The 1,335-nt window shown below is 63.9% G+C and carries 1 protein-coding gene; it reads right to left on the reverse strand.

Annotated elements, in window-relative coordinates:
- The coding region (locus tag FNU79_RS18930) for a leucyl aminopeptidase family protein (protein ID WP_318636161.1) at nt 1–1,335 on the reverse strand (1,335 nt) is incomplete at both ends.

Raw genomic sequence — 1,335 nt, forward strand, 5'->3', positions numbered from 1 at the left:
GCCAGCAACATCGCCCCAAATCCAGTCGCTCCAGCGGGACCAAAGGCGTGGGCTTTGTCCTTGAGGGCGTTGCCGGCAATGTCCAGATGTGCCCAGGGCCGCGTCACGAATTGCTGCAAAAAGAGCGCCGCCTTGACGCTGCCGCCAGCCGGCACCATATCGCTATTCTTCAAGTCGGCGATGCCAGAGCGGTAGCTCTCCAAGTAAGGTGCGTGCAGCGGCAATGGCCAGACCGGCTCTTGGGCGGTTTGTGCCGCGTCCTGCACCGCTCGGGTCAGGGCTGGGTTATCGCTGAACAGGGCTGCCACATCCTCGCCCAGTGCCGTGACCTTAGCGCCGGTCAGGGTGGCGATGTCGATGATCTCGTCGGCCCCTTCCTGGGAGGCTAGGGTCAAGGCGTCTGCCAGGATCAGACGGCCCTCGGCGTCGGTGTTGGTGACTTCAACCCGCTGGCCGTTCAGCGCCCGGTAGATATCGCCGGGGCGCATGGCCGTTCCTGAGACGGCATTGTCGGTGGCGGCGATGTAAGCGCGAACTTCGTGCTGGGGGCGCAGGGCGGCCACGATCTGCATCGCGCCCAAGACCGCTGCCGCGCCGCCCATGTCGCCTTTCATGCCGTACATCCCGCCAGCGGTCTTGAGACTGTAGCCACCAGTGTCGAACATCACGCCTTTGCCCACCAGGGCCGTGATCCGCTTGGGCGCATGGTTGCCTGTGCCCTCAGGCCGGTAGGTGAGCTTGAGAAATTGAGGCTCGTGGGCACTGCCCTGGCCCACCGCTACGAACAAGCCCATGCCTTTTTGCTGGCACTCGGCCTGTCCCCAGACCTCGATTTCCAGCTGGCTCTCCTGGGCCACCTTGCGGGCCACTTCAGCAAAGGCTGTGGCTGGTAAATCGTTGTAAGGCGTGTTCACCAGGTCACGTGCCAGGCGGACGCCGGAAGCCAGCGCCGATACCCGCTGGGCTCCGTCGTCCGATAGGTTATCCATGCTGAGCTGCTCAAGGGCGGGCGCTTCTTCGGGTTTGTAACGGCTGAAGCGGTAATTGCCCAACTGCACGCCCAGAGCCATTTCACTGGCCAGTTCCGCTCCCAGCCCCATGACGCCAACCGAGCGAGCCTTGAGTTTTTCTGCCGTCCGCGCTGCCGCTACCCCGAGTGCGCGAGCTTCGGCTGCAGTGGTGGGTAAGGTGGCGAGGGCCACGTCGCGCTGACCCAGACGCACCACTTCGAGCTGTCCGGCCTTGAGATCTGGGAGCAGCCGATCAGCAGCGGCGCTCAGCGTCTGCCGACTGTCCGGCGTCAGAATTTCATCAAGGGTATTTTCTCGCACTGCG

The organism is Deinococcus detaillensis, assembly GCF_007280555.1.
In the GTDB taxonomy this organism is placed as follows: domain Bacteria; phylum Deinococcota; class Deinococci; order Deinococcales; family Deinococcaceae; genus Deinococcus; species Deinococcus detaillensis.